Source organism: Nostoc sp. C96 (assembly GCF_059384975.1).
Map to the genome: position 1 here is coordinate 2,824,554 of NZ_CM182020.1, position 16,712 is coordinate 2,841,265.

At 37.3% G+C, this 16,712-nt stretch carries 23 protein-coding genes; 20 read left to right on the forward strand and 3 right to left on the reverse strand.

The genetic code is table 11. The annotated features are described in order from the left end of the window. The first annotated feature begins 68 nt into the window (after positions 1–68). The 8 genes from nifX to AC504W_RS12155 all read left to right on the forward strand — a co-directional run bounded on the left by nifX (position 69) and on the right by AC504W_RS12155 (position 3,945). Positions 69–482 carry a nitrogen fixation protein NifX gene (nifX, locus tag AC504W_RS12120; RefSeq protein WP_096576510.1) on the forward strand — a complete coding sequence of 138 codons (414 nt, stop codon included), beginning with the start codon at positions 69–71 and terminating at the stop codon, positions 480–482. After that, a complete protein-coding gene (locus AC504W_RS12125) occupies positions 479–955 on the forward strand; it encodes a NifX-associated nitrogen fixation protein (protein ID WP_494877919.1) in 477 nt (158 codons plus the stop codon). Before nifX ends, AC504W_RS12125 begins: the two co-directional genes overlap by 4 nt. A gap of 254 nt (positions 956–1,209) precedes the next feature. Further along, a complete protein-coding gene (locus AC504W_RS12130; protein ID WP_103126258.1) occupies positions 1,210–1,407 on the forward strand; it encodes a CCE_0567 family metalloprotein in 198 nt (65 codons plus the stop codon). Beyond that, the gene (gene nifW, locus AC504W_RS12135) at positions 1,404–1,721 is read left to right on the forward strand and encodes a nitrogenase-stabilizing/protective protein NifW (protein WP_494877920.1); all 318 of its coding nucleotides are present in this window, start codon (positions 1,404–1,406) and stop codon (positions 1,719–1,721) included. The genes AC504W_RS12130 and nifW overlap by 4 nt, the downstream gene beginning before the upstream one ends. A 10-nt stretch (positions 1,722–1,731) precedes the next feature. Next, positions 1,732–2,532 (forward strand): HesA/MoeB/ThiF family protein, encoded by an 801-nt coding sequence (locus AC504W_RS12140; RefSeq protein ID WP_494877921.1) that lies wholly within the window; start codon positions 1,732–1,734, stop codon positions 2,530–2,532. Between the two features lie 201 nt (positions 2,533–2,733). Then, positions 2,734–3,105, forward strand: a complete 372-nt coding sequence (locus AC504W_RS12145; protein WP_494877922.1) for a HesB/IscA family protein — start codon at positions 2,734–2,736, stop codon at positions 3,103–3,105. 187 nt (positions 3,106–3,292) lie between these two features. Continuing rightward, positions 3,293–3,592: a 2Fe-2S iron-sulfur cluster-binding protein gene (locus tag AC504W_RS12150; protein ID WP_015114168.1), complete on the forward strand. Its 300-nt coding sequence runs from the start codon at positions 3,293–3,295 to the stop codon at positions 3,590–3,592. Positions 3,593–3,693: 101 nt separating this feature from the next. Beyond that, positions 3,694–3,945, forward strand: a complete 252-nt coding sequence (locus AC504W_RS12155) for a FeoA domain-containing protein (RefSeq protein ID WP_494877923.1) — start codon at positions 3,694–3,696, stop codon at positions 3,943–3,945. Positions 3,946–4,026: 81 nt separating this feature from the next. Here the strand turns inward: AC504W_RS12155 and AC504W_RS12160 are convergent, their stop codons facing one another. Further along, positions 4,027–4,236 (reverse strand): TOBE domain-containing protein, encoded by a 210-nt coding sequence (locus AC504W_RS12160; protein WP_096576524.1) that lies wholly within the window; start codon positions 4,234–4,236, stop codon positions 4,027–4,029. Between the two features lie 768 nt (positions 4,237–5,004). On the opposite strand from AC504W_RS12160, the gene AC504W_RS12165 reads away from it, so the two are divergent. From AC504W_RS12165 to AC504W_RS12180, 4 genes are all read left to right on the forward strand, one after another. Beyond that, positions 5,005–5,631, forward strand: a complete 627-nt coding sequence (locus AC504W_RS12165; RefSeq protein ID WP_494877924.1) for a CBS domain-containing protein — start codon at positions 5,005–5,007, stop codon at positions 5,629–5,631. A 319-nt stretch (positions 5,632–5,950) separates the two neighbouring features. Further along, complete coding sequence (locus AC504W_RS12170; protein WP_494877925.1) at positions 5,951–6,415, forward strand: ankyrin repeat domain-containing protein; 465 nt, start codon at positions 5,951–5,953, stop codon at positions 6,413–6,415. Beyond that, positions 6,402–7,688 carry a nitroreductase family protein gene (locus AC504W_RS12175; protein ID WP_494877926.1) on the forward strand — a complete coding sequence of 429 codons (1,287 nt, stop codon included), beginning with the start codon at positions 6,402–6,404 and terminating at the stop codon, positions 7,686–7,688. The genes AC504W_RS12170 and AC504W_RS12175 overlap by 14 nt, the downstream gene beginning before the upstream one ends. Positions 7,689–7,706: 18 nt before the next feature. Continuing rightward, a complete protein-coding gene (locus AC504W_RS12180; protein WP_494877927.1) occupies positions 7,707–8,087 on the forward strand; it encodes a hypothetical protein in 381 nt (126 codons plus the stop codon). Positions 8,088–8,106: 19 nt separating this feature from the next. On the opposite strand, the gene AC504W_RS12185 is transcribed toward AC504W_RS12180, so the two are convergent. Then, positions 8,107–8,577 (reverse strand): hydrogenase maturation protease, encoded by a 471-nt coding sequence (locus AC504W_RS12185; protein WP_494877928.1) that lies wholly within the window; start codon positions 8,575–8,577, stop codon positions 8,107–8,109. A 58-nt stretch (positions 8,578–8,635) separates the two neighbouring features. Between AC504W_RS12185 and AC504W_RS12190 the strand changes: the two genes are divergently transcribed. From AC504W_RS12190 to AC504W_RS12200, 3 genes are all read left to right on the forward strand, one after another. Beyond that, the gene (locus AC504W_RS12190; RefSeq protein WP_494877929.1) at positions 8,636–9,094 is read left to right on the forward strand and encodes a hypothetical protein; all 459 of its coding nucleotides are present in this window, start codon (positions 8,636–8,638) and stop codon (positions 9,092–9,094) included. Positions 9,095–9,169: 75 nt separating this feature from the next. After that, positions 9,170–9,376: a hypothetical protein gene (locus AC504W_RS12195; RefSeq protein ID WP_494877930.1), complete on the forward strand. Its 207-nt coding sequence runs from the start codon at positions 9,170–9,172 to the stop codon at positions 9,374–9,376. Further along, positions 9,373–9,645, forward strand: coding sequence for a type II toxin-antitoxin system RelE/ParE family toxin (locus AC504W_RS12200; RefSeq protein ID WP_494877931.1), 273 nt, complete (start codon positions 9,373–9,375; stop codon positions 9,643–9,645). Before AC504W_RS12195 ends, AC504W_RS12200 begins: the two co-directional genes overlap by 4 nt. A gap of 89 nt (positions 9,646–9,734) precedes the next feature. On the opposite strand, the gene AC504W_RS12205 is transcribed toward AC504W_RS12200, so the two are convergent. Next, positions 9,735–10,157: a hypothetical protein gene (locus AC504W_RS12205; RefSeq protein WP_096576538.1), complete on the reverse strand. Its 423-nt coding sequence runs from the start codon at positions 10,155–10,157 to the stop codon at positions 9,735–9,737. 346 nt (positions 10,158–10,503) lie between these two features. On the opposite strand from AC504W_RS12205, the gene AC504W_RS12210 reads away from it, so the two are divergent. The 5 genes from AC504W_RS12210 to AC504W_RS12230 all read left to right on the forward strand — a co-directional run bounded on the left by AC504W_RS12210 (position 10,504) and on the right by AC504W_RS12230 (position 16,686). Beyond that, the gene (locus AC504W_RS12210; RefSeq protein ID WP_494877932.1) at positions 10,504–10,755 is read left to right on the forward strand and encodes a hypothetical protein; all 252 of its coding nucleotides are present in this window, start codon (positions 10,504–10,506) and stop codon (positions 10,753–10,755) included. 616 nt (positions 10,756–11,371) lie between these two features. After that, the gene (locus tag AC504W_RS12215) at positions 11,372–12,169 is read left to right on the forward strand and encodes a WecB/TagA/CpsF family glycosyltransferase (protein WP_494877933.1); all 798 of its coding nucleotides are present in this window, start codon (positions 11,372–11,374) and stop codon (positions 12,167–12,169) included. 268 nt (positions 12,170–12,437) lie between these two features. Beyond that, complete coding sequence (locus tag AC504W_RS12220; protein WP_494877934.1) at positions 12,438–13,949, forward strand: lipopolysaccharide biosynthesis protein; 1,512 nt, start codon at positions 12,438–12,440, stop codon at positions 13,947–13,949. A gap of 35 nt (positions 13,950–13,984) precedes the next feature. Continuing rightward, complete coding sequence (locus AC504W_RS12225; protein ID WP_494877935.1) at positions 13,985–15,424, forward strand: Coenzyme F420 hydrogenase/dehydrogenase, beta subunit C-terminal domain; 1,440 nt, start codon at positions 13,985–13,987, stop codon at positions 15,422–15,424. Between the two features lie 32 nt (positions 15,425–15,456). Further along, positions 15,457–16,686, forward strand: a complete 1,230-nt coding sequence (locus AC504W_RS12230) for a polysaccharide pyruvyl transferase family protein (RefSeq protein ID WP_494877936.1) — start codon at positions 15,457–15,459, stop codon at positions 16,684–16,686. Positions 16,687–16,712 lie beyond the last annotated feature (26 nt).

A 16,712-nucleotide genomic window follows, 5' to 3' on the forward strand; every position in this document is an offset into this window, starting at 1 on the left:
AACCACTTCTTTTCTTTGCGCCCTTTGTGGTTCGTAAAAATCACCATCCCCAAAATTAGGAGAACAGAATGAAAATTGCCTTTACAACCAGTGACCACATTCATGTTAATGCTCACTTTGGCTGGGCGAGAGAAATTGATGTCTACGAAATCGATGCAGAAGGATATCAATTTTTACAAACTCTCAACTTTGAGGGTGAGTTAAAAGAAGATGGTAACGAAGATAAAATAACACCCAAACTTGATGCACTGGTTGACTGTGCAATTGTTTATGTGACAGCAATTGGCGGTACTGCTGCTGCCAAGTTAATAAAAAAAGGTGTTACCCCAGTTAAAGCCCGCACCGAAGAAGAAAAAATTGAAGAGTTGCTGACTAAACTAGTCCAAACTCTTAAAGGTAATCCTCCACCTTGGTTGCGGAAAGCTCTTCAGCCAAAAACCAAAACTTTTACAGATGATATTGAAAACGAAGCAACTGTATGACCGCAGATAATTCTGTTAACGGAACCACCAGTATTGCAGCCTTAAACTCTCCCTTCATTAAGGCTTTAATCCTTCAAATTCGGGGTCAAGATAGTTACGGATTTTACCGTAATTGGTCAGATGAATTAATCCTCAAAGCATTCGTTGTCCCTAAAAAAAAGAAACGCGAAATTCCTATTGAAGGAGAAGTTGATGCCGCAACGCAAGCCCGGATATTAGTATTTTTCCGAGCTATTGCCGCCAGAATTGAACAAGAAACCAATCTAATATCTCAGGTTGTAGTTGACATCAATCATGAGGGCTTCGGCTGGGCATTAGTCTTTTCTGGACGGCTTTTGCTAACAGTCAAAACCTTAAGAGATGCTCATCGCTTCGGTTTTGAATCTCTAGAAAAATTAGCAGAAGAAGGCGAAGCTTTTGTCCAAAAGGGCTTGGATTTAGTTAATCGCTTCCCAGAAGTAGGTAAACTCTAGATTTTAGTCAATAGTCAAACCCCTCTCCAAACCTCTCCCCCCAAAGGGAGAGAGGCTTTGAAACTCTAAATTTTCGTTGAAAACGCAAAATATTTATGCCCCTCTCCGCGTCGGAGCGAAAAGTTGAGCCAGTGCGTTGCGCGTCCGGGTTCCCCGGCGCAAAACTTTTCAAGACAGAGGGGTTGGGGAGAGGTTTATCAAACTCATGTTTATTTACAAATGACTATTGACAAATGACAAAGGACAAATGACCAATGACTATCGAGGAATTGAAAACTCAAATTAAACGCCTCAACAGCAAAGCAGGTCAAATGAAAATGGATCTGCACGATTTAGCAGAAGGTCTACCAACCGATTACAAAACACTTATGGATGTTGCGGCGGCAACTTATGAAATATATCGGCAACTTGATGAGTTAAAGCAGCAGCTAACAGAATTGGAGGCTAAATGAGTAAAACTATTGAAGAATTCAAAAAAATAAGTGATGCTGAAGAATATTTTCAATTTTTTGAATTAGATTACGACCAAAAAATTGTCAATATCAATCGTCTTCATATATTGAAAAAATTCTCCCAATATATTCAAGAAATTGATAATAATTCTGCTGATTTAAGTGCAGAAGAAAAACTCAATCAATATTGCTTGGCTTTGCAACAAGCATACCAAGTATTTCTTGAATCAACACCCCAAGAACAAAAGGTGTTCAAAGTCTTCAAAGACAAGCCCAAAAATGTAATTACGCTGACAGAACTCTCTTCTGATTAGGAGGTAAATAGTGATCAACCTAACTCCTACCGAGTTAGAACGTTATAGTCGCCAGATGATGCTGCCTAATTTTGGCGAAGCGGCTCAGAAGCGCCTGAAGTCAGCGACGGTTTTGGTTACAGGTGTGGGGGGATTAGGTGGTACAGCCGCGCTTTACTTAGCAGTAGCAGGTGTTGGCAAACTAATTCTCGTCCGGGGTGGCGATTTGCGCCTTGATGATATGAATCGTCAGATTCTGATGACTGATGATTGGGTAGGTAAGCCAAGGGTATTTAAAGCTAAAGAAACCTTGCAAGCTATCAATCCTGATATCGAAATCGAGGCGGTTCATGACTACGTAACCGCAGAGAATGTAGATTCTTTGGTACAGTCCGCAGATATGGCACTGGACTGCGCTCATAATTTTACAGAACGTAATTTGTTGAATGCAGCTTGTGTACGCTGGCGCAAACCAATGGTAGAAGCTGCAATGGATGGGATGGAGGCTTATCTGACAACGATTATTCCCGGTGTCACGCCTTGTTTATCTTGTCTGTTTCCCGAAAAGCCTGATTGGGATCGGCGTGGTTTCTCGGTGCTAGGTGCGGTTTCTGGGACATTGGCTTGTTTGACAGCGTTAGAAGCAGTCAAGCTGATTACTGGGTTTAGTCAGCCTTTATTGTCACAATTACTGACAATAGACTTCAACCGGATGGAATTTGCCAAGCGTCGTTCATACCGCGATCGCTCTTGTCAAGTATGCGGCAATAGTGCGCCTTGGAGATACTCACAATCTCCATCAATGGAAACCACCAGTAATTTTACAACTTAATAATAAAGGTCAATAGTCATTGGTCAATGGTGAGTCAGTGCGGTCTTGGGGGTTTCCCCCATGAGCAACTGACGTTAGCGCAGCGTTAGCGACGCAGGAGCGTCACCCGAAGGGTCAATAGTGATCTTTAAACTCTGGACTTTTGACTAAATTAGCAAATTCTAGATTAGAACAATCAATCGCTACAGATTAGGAGATTGGATGACTGTTACTTTAACAGAAAAAGCAGAATTTCGTTTGCGGGCTTTCCTGCGAGGTTCCGGTTCCGATGAAAATAGTGCAACTAAAGGTATTCGTATCTCTGTCAAAGGTGGCGGTTGCAATGGCTATGAATATGGTATGGATGTCACTAGCCAACCCGAACCAGATGATTTAGTAATTCAGCAAGGTAGTGTGCTGGTTTATGTTGATGCCAAAAGTGCGCCTCTATTAGAAGGAATCGTGATTGATTTTGTCGAAGGAGTGGTAGAAAGCGGTTTCAAATTTACCAATCCTAATGCAACTAGTACCTGTGGTTGTGGCAAATCTTTCCAAGCAGGAGACTGTACGCCGAGTGGTGTTCCTTGCAGCTAAAAGAGTCTTCTTTTAGCTGCAAGTTGAACCATAATAAAGGCTTGCCGTAAACGTACTCCGCACCAGATGTCAGAGACACTAGCTATAACTCATCAAATGTAGTGTCTTCCTATTCATATTTTCTCGAAGAGGAGACTGACACACTTCGAGAATTAACCGAACCGTAAAATTGAGGAGAATCGGAAAAATGGCTACCTATCAAGTAAGATTAATCAACAAAAAAGAAGACCTCGACACCACAATTGAAATTGACGAAGAAACTACAATTTTAGACGGAGCAGAAGAAAATGGTATTGAGTTACCTTTTTCTTGCCATTCAGGTTCTTGCTCTAGCTGTGTAGGCAAAGTTACTGAAGGTGAAGTTGATCAATCTGATCAAATCTTCTTGGATGATGAGCAAATGTCCAAAGGATTTGCTCTATTGTGCGTTACCTATCCTCGCTCTAACTGCACAATCAAAACACACCAAGAACCTTACCTCGTTTAATTAGTGGTTTAGTTGCTATTCATAGCAATCAATAAAAGTATGAAAGGTCAGGAAAATACTCCTTATCTTTCATACTTCATGTTTTATAATTTACATTTATAATGTTTACTCCTTTTTCCATAACTGGCTGCTCCTTAGAATTGCTTAAACCAGGTGAACAAGGTATAGTAGCTTTTTATCAAACTGAGAATACAAAAATACTAGATAAAATTATTTTAATAGGCATAAAAATCGGTATTTCTATTACAATAGAACAGCAATTTCCTTCATTATTAGTCAAAGTTAATAACCAAACTATCAGTATTAACCAAAAAATTGCTCGGACTATTTATGTTCGGATTGTTGAAAGTTAATTATATGCTCAATATTATAGATACCCAACTTATTAAAGAAGTCGGGTATCTTGTTTATACATCTCACAAATCAGTTATTGATTAATCAATAGCAACAATAACATCTGATGCTTTAATAACAGCATAAGCTTGTTTACCTTCAGCCAGTCCTAATCTGTCGGCTGAGGATTTGGTGATTATAGAGACTAATTCTACTCCAGGTGCTAGTTCTAAAGTGACTTCGGTATTAACTGAACCAGTTACAACTTTCTTAACAGTAGTTTTTATTGCATTACGAGCGCTAATTTCCATGTTTTATTTTCCTTTTGGATGATGCTTGTTTGAAGCAATACCAACTATTTGGAATAAAAGAGGTGTTTTTTAGAATTTCTTTATAAATTTAGCAGATATAATTTATACAAAATTACTTGGGTAAGTGATTGCTAATAAAAATACTCCATTGGGGGGATATATTTGCTTGGCAGACATAGCAAAATTCATACCCAATGGATAATTAATTTGTTAGCAAGTTTTATACATCAATCATGTCTATAAAAACAAATTTCAAAAGATAAGTTTTGCCTACAAACTAAACAAATTTACATAGAGACCTAGGTTTTAAAGCCAGCCTAAGTTGAAAACACAACCTTTAAAAAACAAATGTATTTTCTAATGCAATTTGACAATTTTTTGTGTTATTTAACCAATATCTATAGGAGAATATACACTTATTTATAAAACAAACTTATCAGAGTGATAATATATAAGTAAGCTAAATTGTTGCTAGTGAACCTAAACGCCAGTAGCAAGTGATTACAGGGTTATCTAAGATATTTCTACCTGAATCCTGGTACAACTGAAAATTAGGCAAAACGATGCGATCGCTTCAACGATTTATTAGGGAAATCTGTAAATCTTATACCTAAAATCCATAATTCTACTAAGTAGGATTTAGGTTTCATACTGCGTAAAACCTGTGTCTAATTTTCGTAATTGCTTAAACTAAGCAAACACTGTTTGGGAAAAGTACAGCAGTTTAGAAAAAATTCCCTTACTTGCAATAAATAAGGAGCAGGAATTATGCGAGCCAAACAAATCATGATTCAAGATGTAGCTACCATTCGCGGCTCCGCTACTGTAGCAGCAGCAGTGAAGTTATTAAGGCTCAAACAACTCCAAGAATTAATTGTCGAACCTCGTCATAGTGGTGATGCTTATGGCATTGTGACTGAGAGTGATATTGCAGGCAAAGTGGTTGCTTATGGAAAAGATCCTCAAAGAGTTTATGTTTACGAAATAATGAGTAAACCCTGCGTCACTGTAGATCCTGACCTTGATATAGAATATGTGGCAAGGTTATTGGCTAATACAGGTATGCGGAGTGCGCCTGTCATCAGAGGCGAATTACTTGGGATAATTTCTATCAGCGATATTATTACTAAGGGTGATTTTGTAGAGAAACCCAAATTACTATTCTTGCAAAAAGAGATATATAAAGCTGTCTCTAATGCACGGGCAATTTCTGCGAACTACGGCCCAGACTCTAAACGCACAATCGAAGCTTGGGATTTCGTAGATGAACTTGAAGCCGAAGCAGGTTTTTATGGCGCACCCAAACAAGATAAATCTTCTAGAGAACTATTCTCTGAAGAACCTAAATATATGCCAATTAGTGAACAGTCTAATCAGACAATGAATGCTGTCTAAGTGTGAATTGAGAGGAGTTTATACAACTCGATAGTCAGCATTTCTAAAGAGTTTATTGTGAATGGTGGGCATTGTCCACCATTACCTTTTATTGGGAATATAGGGGTGTAAGGGAAGAAAAAGTGTTTCTTTCATATCTTATGCGATTAGCGATCGCACAAAATATGAGGCTAATATTATCGCACCATTTTCAATAACGGTAGAAATAGTAATGTTCACAACTTCAACATAAGGTATGAAACGAACTTTCAGCATTGCCCACTTGACTTTAATGCAATAAAGTCACTGCTGCAAAATTGAATCTAACTTGAGGCGATTTATGAAGCAAGAAAATAAGCAAGGTTTGAGTAAAACAACTTGTGAATGGTTGATAGCTAACAACTACAACCCTGAAGAATTAAATCAGAGGCGTGAAAATGGTGATACAGCTTTGATGAAAGCCACCAGGATAGGTAATTATTCAGTGGTTCAAGAATTGATTCGTGCAGGTGCGGATATTAATTATAGAAATAATGATGGTAATAATGCTTTATGGTTTGCTTGCTTTGGCAATCATTATGAATTAATTAATTTGCTGCTAGAAGTGAAAATTAATATCGATAACCAAAACGATAATGGTGCAACAGCTTTAATGTATGCAGCATCATCAGGTAAAGCAGAAGTGGTCAAGTTACTTTTACCACATCACCCTAATTTGAATTTAAAAAATTTAGACGATTATAAAGCTATAGATTTTGCCAGTACGGTCGAAGTTTTAAGGATGTTGAAAGATGCTGGAAAATGATTTATCTAGCAAAAACTATCATCAAGCAACTAAACATTCTTACCTATCAGTGCAGCTTGATCCCAATTATGTAGACTCTAAAACTCAACCATCTGCTTTTAAACAATATCCAAAATTTTATCGTCGGGTGCAATTAAATATCAATCATCCGATTCATTCTTTAATTTACTTAACAGGTGCAATTACCCTAGAGAAAGCTTATAAAGATGTAGCTTTCAAACTACGTGTAAATCCTTCCGCTGGTGGTCTATATCCTACAGAGATTTATGTACAAATTCGTGGAATGCCTGAAATAGTTGATGGCATATACCATCTAGAAGTTGAGAATAATTGTCTAACACTCATCTATGAATTAATAGATGATGGCTTAGAAAGTTATATTATACAGAGCAAATGTATCAAGGGAGTCATTTTTTTAATTAGTTGCGTTTATTATAGGTCTAGTTGGAAATATAATAACAGAAGTCTGAGGTATTGCTTTTTAGATAGCGGACACCATTTAGGTACAATTGCCGCATCAGCTTATCTCCATGACAAAGACATCCAGCTAATTTTCGATTTTGATAAGTTAGCTCTCAATACAGATTTAGGTTTTGAGAATAAAGAGTTTGTCACAGCTTGTGTTGTATGTGGGGAAGTAGAAGAAAAGAATGTCAGGCGTTTAAGGCTAAAAGTTCCTTTTGTTTGTGGCACAGATTATTTTGAAGCTAATCAATTTATTGAAGATGGCTATCAAGTAACTGCCTTACAAAAGAGTTCTAAACAACAGCTAGAACATCCAAAGTTTGAGTTTGACAAGGACAAATTTTATCAAACTGTTTGGCATAGACGTTCAAATAGACGTTTCCGGAAACAGTTGATTTCTCAAGAAGATTATTTCAAGATATTGCAACAACTAAAGCAACCGATTCCCACAGAAAGTTGCGAAGCAATAAAAGTTTATTCAGTCGTGCATCGAGTCGAGGGGATATCCCCTGGGTTATATCAAGATAATCATCTGATTAAGAGTGGTGATTTTAGCGAACATACTGGTTATTTGTGCATTAATCAAGGCATAGCTCGTGATTGTGCAGTAACTTTATTTTTTGTGTCCGACTATACAAATTATCAAACCGCTATGCAGCTGGCAGGGTTTTTAGGACACAGAGTTTACCTGAGTAGTAACTACTTAGGGATACAATGTAGCGGAATTGGCGCTTTTTACGACGATGAAACCCAGAGTTTCTTAGAAACAACAAAGGATATCCTCTACGCAATGGCTATTGGCATTTAAGTAGTTTTGTAAGTAGAGATGGTTAGGTGTATGTATTGTTTCAATGATGATTCCGATTTCCACCCAATGCAGCCAACATCGGCAGATATCATTTTACGGCAACAACTAGAGCATTCTATTAGTAAATACTTTTACGAAGCGTGCGATCGCATAATTCAAAATCTTCTTTCTCATTGTCGTTGGTATGTCACAATCGATGCTAGTGCCATGACATTAGTCATTGAATGTCCCGACCCTGTTACCAACTGGCGAGTATTACAACAAATCGTACCAATGGGGACATTACTCCAGTCAATTGTTAGCAGTGCAAAAATCCGCGTTTGTCCTCCTGAAAGCCAGGGTATACCTTTTGAAATGAGGGTAGATGAAATCGCTGTTTATCGTGACATGGCTGGCTAAGAGTTTCTGTAATTACGAATTAGTAATTGTTCTGTCTGATAATTGCAGCTACCTCCTCAAAAACCAGGTCAGCAGAATGTTTAACAACAGGACTTAACTCCAGTCCAAGACCAAGATTTGCCGCCTCAATTAAATAAACTGTCACATCTTCAGGAAACTCATCCTGAAATATTTTCTGTCCGGCGGCCAGTGCATTATCCCAACGAAAATCATGCAAGTTATAACTGGGTTCCGGTAAAGCTTCCAATTCTTTACCTGGAACCTTAAATATTGCACCCGCTTCAGAATTACTTGAACTAGCATCAATAATCACTAATTTCTTACTACCTCTAGCTTGAAACATTACCTCCATCCCTGCGGTTCCACAGTCATACACGCGCACATTCAAGTAAGGATTTTCGGCTAGATATTGTTGTAAGCGTTGGGCAATAATTACACCTACAGCATCATCGCAACGATTGAGATTTCCACAACCGATAATAGTTAGCATTATGGAATATAACAATTAAAGCTAGTGAATTAAACCTTTAGGCTATCTTATTTGTAGTATGTCAAATGTTCTAGAAAAACCATTCGGACAACATCATATTTTACTTAAAAGTGCTGATAAAACGTTGTTTCCCGCAATTGTAGAACTGGGTTGTCGAGATTGGACGGATGAAAGAGGACGACATACTGAATGTCGGATAAAGCTGAAATGGGCTGATGGTGAAATTGAGTGTATTGATGGGATTTTCTTTGGAACTTTCAAGCTGATTCGTGAGCAACTAGCTCTGCAACATCTTTATCCTATATGTTACGGAGCCAGTCGTAAAATTATTATTACTGGTATGGCAGCAGATATGGGTTTAGGCATTAAAGTATATAAAGCTGAAATTGGCAGTTTTCCAAATCGTACTCAGTTAGTACATATTTTTGCGTCTGGAGAAGATGTAGAACCTGTTTCTGTTGAAGAACAAGCAGAATTTCAGCGTCAATGGGTAGAATCAATCAGAAGAAAGTCATAATTTACTATTGTTGTCCTAACAAACAGCCATCATGTTAAATTGAACAAATAAGATTTCAAACAAGTATTTGAGTTTATGAGCTTTAGTGATGTAGTCGAGGCAATCAAAAGCCTTTCCTTAGAAGAAAAGCAAGAACTTGAACTTTTACTAAAACAGTATCTCCGCGAAGAACGCCGAGAAGAAATAGTTAATAATTTCAAAACAGCACGGATAGAAGAGCAAAATGCAGAATTAAAGTTCTCATCTAATATTAATGAACTGAGACAATTGATTGAGGAGTGATAGTAAAAGTTAGCTTCAGTTCTTCATTTCGGCGTGCTTTTAAAAAAAGAATCAAAGGCAATGTTGATTTAGAACAAAGGTTTTGGCACAAGCTAGAACAGTTTACATCTGATCCATTTGAGCAAAGCTTGAGAACTCATAAATTATCAGGGAACCTAAATAAATTATGGAGTTTTAGTATAGATTATGATGAGAGAGTAATATTTTACTTTACAGATGATGGAGATGCAGTATTTGTAGATGTTGGTAGTCATGATGAAGTATACTAAAAAATATTTTTATTATTCAAAATAATACTACAAAGGCTTTGCCTCATAATACAGACAAAGCCTCGGAATAATTAACTAATGACCACAACTTAGAACGTTACATTATATTTATCAGCAAGCTCAGATAGCTTTTCATACTGCTGAATTGCGGCTTCTGTGATTAACTTTTTCGCTTCTTCTGGCGGTGTGCCATTTTCGGGAATTGAATACTTAATATAAATTGCCAAAAAATCTGCCATAATTGGCGAACCAACTAAACCATGACTATCAGCTTCTTGACCAGCTATTGTTGCTACTAGACCCGCTTTAATTGGGTCTGGTTTCACTTTCATAAACTGATCAATAAGTTGCCAAATATACTCATTGGGTATTAAATTTGCTAACTTAGTTGGATCAGGAGTAAATTCTATACCTGCGGCTTTTGCCTGCTCTAAAACACACCATTCTGTAAATTCTTGTAGGGCTGGTTCGGGAAGTTTGGGAAGATATTTGTGTAGTTCTAAATCAGACACAAGCTTACCTTATAAATTTCATGTTTTTGAAGTCTATTAAGGCAAGCCTAACGCACTATTTCTAAAGGTTTTAGTGTGATACGCTACGACTGTTGAATAAAATTCAACTTAGATAGAATGTGCATAGCTTCTTGGCATTTGACTTTTTGTGATAAAAGTCATTGATGTTTAAATTATTGCTGCTGTATGGAATCTGATGTTTTCTAACAGCATTTTATTAGGTTCGATTGGTCAAGCAAACGGGTAAATAGAGGATAAAGGAGTTGTGAGATTTGGGTAGACAATAAATATATAGATGTATTATAATGGTATTACCAATTAACACACTCCAGTAAAAACTATTTTTATGCGCTTAAAAAGATGGGAATCTCCTCGCCGCGAAGGGAGAAATGATAAAGGCAAAGGTGGTTCAGCAAGAAAGCGGCAACTCAAGAAACAAAGACAAATGCTAAGGCAACGATTAAAAGAAAATAATCAATCAGATAATAGAGATAACAATCAAAAAAGGGGGGGGAATTATTCCTCCCCTTTTTATTTGCTAATTTTTGTAGGTTTAACCAACGGCTTGTACGGAAACGTCAAAAAACAAATAATATGAAGTGTTCTGTTTAACACTACCCCTACAAATAATGATGGCGAGATGTAAGGAAACCCTGACTATAGTGTTGTAATATTTTACTGAATGAATACGCGTTGTTTATTATTTGAAGTTGGTTTCGAGAATAGGAATTAGATTATACCTAGTAAAATTACTTTATTTATAAATAAATATTATTGATAGATACATTTCCCTGTATGAATTTAAATATATTTAATAGCAATCAATCCTCTATAAGAGGGATGACGTATAAAAATTTGCCTAAATTTACAAGAAATTTTTACGAACATAAATACTATTACGTAAGCATAAATTAAGTATGAATGTAATGTTTAGGTGAACTAATCCCTAGAAAAATATAAAGTAAATATAAAGTTTTGCAGACTAGTGTAATAAACTATTAGTTAAACAAGTAAGCTAATCTACGGTTGTGATTTTTTGGAATAGTATTCAGTAAATAGTAAAATTGCTGAGAAACTGTTTCATAATTATGTGTTCTCTTGTAAAAAAGCTACAAGCTCAAAAAAAAGTCAAGATTCATCTAATTGGCTTATTTAGACATGGAGAGTGCCTAAGGCAATCTGTTTCTATTTATCTTTGATACAAGGAGTGAGCTATGGTAGCAGATATGTTTCTGCCTACTCAAAAAGTACTCGATTTCCCTATTACAGCTTTACGCTTTGAGGATCAGATACAAACAATTCTACGATGGGCGATCGCTCGTGAAAGTAGAAGTGTATGTGTAGCAAATGTACACATGCTCATGGAAGCCCACTGGAATCCAGATTTTGCTAACGTACTACAAAATTCAGATATGGTCACACCTGATGGTATGCCACTAGTCTGGATGATGCGTCGAATGGGATCTCGTTACCAAGATCGTGTAGCCGGTATGGATATATTTGTTAAGACATGTCAGTATGCACAAACGCATAATCTGAGTGTTTTCTTTGTCGGTTCACAAACTGAAATTCTTGCCAAAATGCAAGCGAGATTGGGACAAGAATTTCCCAAACTGAAAATAGCTGGAATGGAACCAATACCCTTCCGCCCGCTGACGGAAACTGAAGACGAAATTTTAGTCAATAAAATTAATTCCAGTGGCGCGGGTGTAGTCTGGGTATCTCTAGGATGTCCAAAACAAGAAAAATGGATAGCACAACACAAGGGTAAAATTCGCGCAGTCATGATTGGAGTAGGTGGTGTTTTCCCTGTGTATGCCGGAATTCAGAAACGCGCTCCCCGTATAATCCGAGACTTAGGCTTAGAATGGCTTTATCGTTGGATTCAAGAACCGCGACGACTTTGGCGGCGCTATGCAACAACAATTCCAGTTTTCATCTGGTTAGCCGCTAAACAGCTATTATTATCTAGCCGTATTGCTGGAGTTTTCCTAAATACCACAGTGGAATGAGTAATTTTTAGCCAATTTTAGTCGTGATAATTGATAAATTAACCATATTTAATTCAGACTTTCAGTTAATCACTGTATTCCTATTTTAGTATTAACTATCCTGAATTAAGTGTGTTTTTAAATGTAAACTTTTGAAAAAATTTTTGCCCTTTTAATTAGGCTAATGATTAATTCTTAATCAAGATAATCTGCTTCCTTGATCAAATAGCAATTCGCAGTGAAAAAATCATAATAGATATTTCTATCCTTTGTATAGGTAAAGCCTGGAATGGAATCACCAAAACAAACATCAAATTTACGACAGAAAGCAGTTAAAGGTTTACTGTGGTCTGCGATTGAGAGTTGGGGAAAACAGGTGGTTTCCTTTGGGGTTTTCTTTTTACTAGCTCGATTACTAGGGCCACAAGCATTCGGGTTAGTTGCTTTGTCGGGCATATTTCTCAGCTTTTTACAAATTTTTGTAGATCAAGGATTTTCGACAGCAATTGTTCAGCGTCACGACTTGGAAGCAGAGCATTTAGATACTGCCTTTTGGACTAATTTAGGAGTGAGTGTAATACTTGCGGCTTTAAGCATCGCTTGTTCTGGTTTAGTTGCCGCCTTCTTTAAAGAACCTAAGATAATACCAATTCTTTGCTGGCTGTCTCTCAATTTTGTAATTAATGGTCTCAGCAGTGTACAACAAGCAATTCTGCAACGTTCGCTGGCTTTTAAAAGTTTAGCTGTGCGTTCATTAATAGCTGTGGTTGTAGGTGGTGTTGTTGGTATAGTTTTGGCATTTTTAGGTTTTGGGGTTTGGAGTTTAGTTGGGCAGTATTTAGCTAATAGTGTGACTCAAGTCATCGCTTTATGGTGGGTTAGCGATTGGCGACCTAGATTTAGATTTTCTCGAAAACACTTCAAAGAATTATTCTCATTTGGTATTAACGTCACAGGAATTAATGTCCTGAACTTTGTTAATCAAAACTCTGATAATTTTTTAATCGGCTATTTCCTCGATTCTGTTGCTCTTGGTTATTACTCGGTGGCTTATCGAATTTTTATGATAGTCACTCAGTTAATGATTTCCGTGATTCAGAAAATAGCGATGCCTGTCTTTTCGCGCTTACAACAAGAACCGGAAAAGATGCGAAAAGCATTTTATAATGCAATTAGTTTTACTAGTATTGTGGCTTTTCCAGTCTTTATAGGTATTTCAATTTTATCCCCTGATTTAATAGTGACTGTTTTTGGAGAAAAGTGGAAAACAAGTATACCAGTCTTGCAGATATTAACTTTAGTTGGCCCCTTGTATGCGGGTTTTTATTACAATGGTACAGTCATTATGGCTATGGGCAAACCTAGTTGGAATTTAGCACTGTATTGTATTCAGGCAATTGGCAACTTTACTTGCTTTTGGATAGCAGTTCGTTGGGGGATAGTAGCAGTCGCCGCATCTTATGTTTTTCGTGCTTATATTATGTCGCCTATACCCATATTTGTCTTGAAAAAATTAATCAACATTAAATTAACAACTTACTTGCAGCAATATCTCACTCCGTTAGTAGCAACTCTAGCAATGGTGGCTGGAATTTTAGGGATTAAAAGTTTATTTAATCTCAGTATAAAAAATGTATTCAATTTCCCAGATATAGTTAATTCCTACACTTTACTTTTTCTTTGTATAGTAGGTGGTTTTTTGATATATACAGGAACTATTGCACTAATTGCACCACACTATCTACAACAAATAAGAAATCTCCTGAGTTCATTATTTCCTAAAATGAGTTTAAAAAAATAAATGTTGGTTTATCAGCCACGAGGAGAATGTGATTAATGTTAGGCAGTACATCAAAAAATCAAGAAATATCCAAACTATTTGAAACTGTAGTAGATGGTGGTTATTGTATAGGTTGTGGTGCTTGTGCTGCTGTAGTTGATTCTCCTATCAAGATAAAACTAGATGAGTATGGCAAGCTTTGTGCAACGCTGAATGAGCCAGTTGATCAAATCTCTCATCAGATTTCATTGCAAACAGTTTGTCCTTTTTCAAATGAAGGATTAAATGAAGATCAGCTTGCTGAGGAAATATTCGGTAAAGATTGTCAATATCACAACCAAATTGGCTACTATCTGACAACTTATGCAGGTTTTGTCAACGAAAGTGATTTCCGTAGACGTGGTAGTTCAGGTGGTATGGGGAATTGGATTGTTACTCAACTTCTAAGTGAGGGTTTAGTTGATGGAGTTATTCATGTTAAGCCTTGTACGCCTTCTCCAACAGATCCCAGATTATTTAATTACCAGATATCTAAAACTATAGAAGAGGTGCGTAACGGAGCAAAATCACGATATTACCCAATTGAAATCTCAGAAGTTATACAAATGCTGCGAGAGCAGCCTGGACGTTATGTAATAGTTGGTGTTCCATGTTTTATTAAAGCTATTCGACTGCTGATGAAGCAAGATCCCATAATTGCTGAACGGATAAAATTTTGTGTGGGGCTAATTTGTGGACATTTAAAAAGTATTCATTTTGCACAAATGTTTGCTTGGCAAGGTGGAATCAAACCAGGTGATCTTTTAGAATTTGACTTCCGATACAAGCTGGCTGATAGAGGTGCTAATCAATATGGGATGAAAGCTGTTGGTTTAAAAGATGGCGAAGTGATTGAATATGTTAGTCCGGTGCGTGATTTATACGGTTGGGACTGGGGACATGGTTTTTTTAAATATAAAGCTTGTGAATATTGTGATGATGTAATTGCGGAAGCAGCAGATATAGTTGTTGGTGATGCTTGGCTACCTAAATATGTTAATGATAGTCAAGGCACAAATGTAGTTGTTGTTCGTAATCTAGTAATCCAGAAATTAATTGAAAAAGGAATAAATACAGGTAATCTACACCTGAATGCCATTACAGCAGATGAAGTCGCAAAATCACAATCTTCGGGACTAAACCATCGCAGGGAAGGTTTAGCCTACCGTTTATATTTGGCGGACAAACGTGGTGAATGGCGGCCAAATAAGCGGGTTAAATCGCAAATTATTCATTTAAGTAGACAACTGCAAAAACGACAAGAACTGAGGATGAAATTAGGCGAAGAAAGCCACATTGCTTTTCAAAAAGCCATAAAAGCTGGGCAGTTTTCTGTTTTCCCAAAAAATATGAATTTTTTGGTGTGGCAATATCAATTGACTTACCCATCTACTGTTTTATGGAAGCAATTTATTCAAAAGTGTAAAAAATTTATCAAAAGCCTATTAGTTAAGTAAAAAATACTACTAAAGATGGAGTTGGCAATCAAGTGAAAGCAGTTATTACAGGAATTACTGGATTACGTAACCGGGGTGTTGAAGCAATGGTGGTAACAACCATTGAGCAGCTACGCCAACGTCAGCCAAAGCTGGCTATGAGTATCCTCACGGAAACGCTTGATTATGATGAAGTCAGGTTGCAACAGTACAACGTAGATTTAATTAGTGATGGTTCCTTAAGACCAATTCATAAACTTCAACGCTGGCGGAACAATTTATCTCAGTTTTATAAGTCCATAGCACCTGCCTACAAAGATATGTTGCGGTTGCTGGATGGTGCATCAGTGGCGATCGCATCTGGTGGCGATATATTTAGCTCTGATTACGGTGTCAACTTTCTCAAAAGACAACTCCAACCCCTAGAATATGCTTTAGACGCTGGTGTGCCTGTAGTATTCCTGGCGCAATCTATTGGGCCTTTTAAAACTCAAGCAGAAGCAGAAATTTGGCTGAATGTTGCTCGTCGCTCCAAGTTAGTGACTGTTAGAGAAGGATTCTCTTATAAATATGTAACTAAAGATTTAGGTCTGTCTTCAGATATAGTTAAACATACAGCTGACCCAGCATTTTTGCTCCCGCCAGCACAGCCAGAAATTGTTGCTAACTTGCGGAAATTGTACAACATCAATCCAGACCGTCCCTTAGTTGCCCTTGGAATTAGTCAAGGTATTTGTCGCTATACTCGTACTGACTACGAGCAACACATCAAAGTTTGGTGTCAAGTAATCAAGATGATTCTTGATGAATTTGGGGCGCAGGTAATCCTGATTCCACATGTACATGATTATCGTCCTCACAACGACGATCGCATTCTCGCCGGACAATTGCAGAGATTATTGAACTTCGATCCTCGTGTCCAGTTAGCTGGTGCTGAACATACAGCCTCAGAATTTAAAGGTTTGATCAGTACTTGCGATTTAGTTGTGTCTGAGAGAATGCACGCTGCGATCGCTGGATTATCAAGTGGTGTTTGTACCTTACCCATAGGTTACTCTGTCAAAGCCGAAGGTATTATGACCGATTTACTGGGTGCAGAAATGGTTCACCAAGGATTACTGATATCTGCTCAACAGTTTCTAGATATTGATATAGCTTGTAACACAATTCGTAGTGCTTGGCAGCAACGTCAGCAAGTATCTGCTCATTTAAACTCCGTTTTACCAGAAGTCAAACAAAGAACAGCAACTAATTTTGACTTAATTGCACAGATATTAGCTTAATTATGCAGTAAACCTTCATCATTGCA